The organism is Syntrophothermus sp. (assembly GCF_013314835.1).
GTDB lineage: Bacteria > Bacillota > Syntrophomonadia > Syntrophomonadales > Syntrophothermaceae > Syntrophothermus > Syntrophothermus lipocalidus.
Genome location: NZ_JABUEX010000160.1, coordinates 1 through 2188 on the forward strand (window position 1 = coordinate 1; position 2188 = coordinate 2188).

General features: G+C 56.4%; 3 protein-coding genes. All 3 read left to right on the top strand.

All coding sequences use genetic code 11. The annotated features are described in order from the left end of the window. Window positions 1-617 (top strand): TRAP transporter substrate-binding protein (locus tag HPY90_RS15950; RefSeq protein WP_287195971.1); only part of this gene is annotated, 617 nt, incomplete at its 5' end. 75 nt (window positions 618-692) lie between these two features. Beyond that, window positions 693-1970, top strand: coding sequence for a TRAP transporter large permease (locus tag HPY90_RS15955; protein ID WP_287195972.1), 1278 nt, complete (start codon window positions 693-695; stop codon window positions 1968-1970). 10 nt (window positions 1971-1980) lie between these two features. Next, window positions 1981-2188 (top strand): TRAP transporter small permease (locus HPY90_RS15960; protein ID WP_287195974.1); only part of this gene is annotated, 208 nt, incomplete at its 3' end.

Below are 2188 nucleotides of genomic sequence, written 5' to 3' on the forward strand. Positions count from 1 at the left end.
TCCTGGAGGGTCTAGCCGCTAAGACAGGCATCAAACCGTTGGCATGGGTTGACTACGCCTGGGAAACGGGCGGCCGGCAGCTAACCAGCAACAAGAGGGCCGTTCGTTCCCCAGATGACCTCAAAGGGCTGCGGATCCGAAGCCCTAAAGTCCCGGTTTTTGAGCTACCCCTGCGGGCTCTCGGGGCGGTCCCGGTAGCCCTTGATTTCGGGGAGCTGTACATGGCGCTTGACCGGGGTGTCGTGGACGGCCAGCACAACCAGATATTGCACATTTACACCCAGAAGTTTTACGAGGTACAAAAGTTCCTGACAATGCTCAATTTCGCCAGGACGCCCCACATACTGGCTATGAGCAATAGAGCATGGACCTCGCTCAGCCCGTCCCAGCAGGCGGCGATAGCCGCTGCTGCCGAGAAGACCGCCCTTCTGGCCCCGGAAAAGGCCGCAGAGAGCGATGCACGGATGCTTGCAGAGTTGCGAGCGAAGATGACGGTCGTGGAGCTTACCGAAGCTGAGCTCGGTAAGTTCCGGGAAATAGTCCATCGAGAGGTGTTCCCCAAATTCCGTGAAGAGTATGGAAACATACTCGACCGGATACTAGAAGCCGGCAACTAAGGAAGAGAATGATTCAACTACCATCCGTAGGCACCCGGTTCCGTTGGTGAACGTTAGGCCAGGCGGTGAGGATGCATGATCTTGGCGTCCATAGGGGTAGCGCTGCTGCTACTGATATCCGGAACTCCGCTAGCGTTTGTACTGGCCTTGTTGTCGGCTATGCTGCTGTACCTTGAAGGCATCCCAGTCACCCAGGTAATCCAATCTATGTTCGCCGGCGCGGATAGTTGGGTCCTGCTTGCCATTCCCTTATTCGTGCTGGCTGGCACCATAATGGAACAGGGCGGGATTACCAAGCGCTTGATAGATTTCACGGCGAGCGTCTTTGGTTCGATGAAGGGAGCCCTTGCCGTAGTCAATGTCGCGGTAAGTATGCTCTTCGGAGGCGCTTCGGGCTCCGCTGTCGCGGATACTGCAGCCGTAGGAACAGTGCTCATTCCAGCGATGACGGAAGAAGGCTACGATATCGACTTCTCCGCCGCCGTTACGGCTTCCTCGTCCCCGATCGGCATCATCATCCCCCCTAGCATACCCATGGTTATTTACGGGTGGGTAACCAACACTTCCGTCGGCGCCCTGTTCCTCGGAGGCATTGGAGCGGGTATTTTGGTCGGCGTGGCAGAGATCCTGACAGTGCTGCTGTTGACTCGCAAGCGAAACTACGGCAAGCCCCGCCCTTTCTCCTGGACAAGACTGTTCACGACTGCGAGGGATGGGATTCCTGCTCTGCTGGCACCTGTCATTCTCCTTGGAGGGATAATCGCCGGCGTCTTCACGCCGACAGAGGCTGCGGGGGCCGCCGTGCTGTACTCCCTGTTCCTGGGGTTTTTCGTGTTCAAGGAACTGCGGCTTGCAGACATGCCGGGCATCCTGGTCAAGGCGGCGACCATGACCGGTCTGGTGATGCTGGTTGTTTGCGCGGCAAACTCACTGTGCTACGTTCTAGCTTTGCACTCGGTGCCCCAGTTGGTGAGTTCCTGGGCGTCAGCGGTCTTTACCAACCCCACCACGTTACTCATAGCGGTGACAGGCGTTTTTCTTCTCCTCGGCATGTTCCTGGGAGTCAATGAAGCGATCATACTGGCTGTTCCGATTCTCCTCCCGGCGATGCAGGCGGTAGGGATAGATCCGATTCACGCTGGGGTTGTTATCGTAGTTACGGCGGGCATCGGCTTACTGACTCCGCCGGTTGCTCTGTGTATATTCATGGCCAGCACCATAACAAAACGGCCAATGGAGAGTATAGTCCGTGCGTGCGTTCCTTTTATGATCACTATATACACAGTCGTGCTGATCTTGATATTCGTCCCCTCTGTGGTGATGCTCTTGCCACGCCTCACCGGCAAGGGGTGACGCTGAAGAGGTGCAGCGTGCAATGATTCACAGGTTAAGCCGCAGCGTGGACGGGTTCCTCAGGGGATTCCTGGTGATATGGATGACGTTGATGGTTACGAGCGTAAGCGCCCAATTCATCTTGCGCTACGTTTTTAACACGGCCTATTACTTCCTGGAAGAGATCGCACAGTTCTCGATGGTATACGTTACGTTCCTCGGCGCCGCGGTCGTGTTTA

Bases quoted from the DNA above. Each gene is read 5' to 3' on its own strand.
- HPY90_RS15955 (WP_287195972.1), top strand. From the start codon at position 693: ATGATCTTGGCGTCCATAGGGGTAGCGCTGCTGCTACTGATATCCGGA.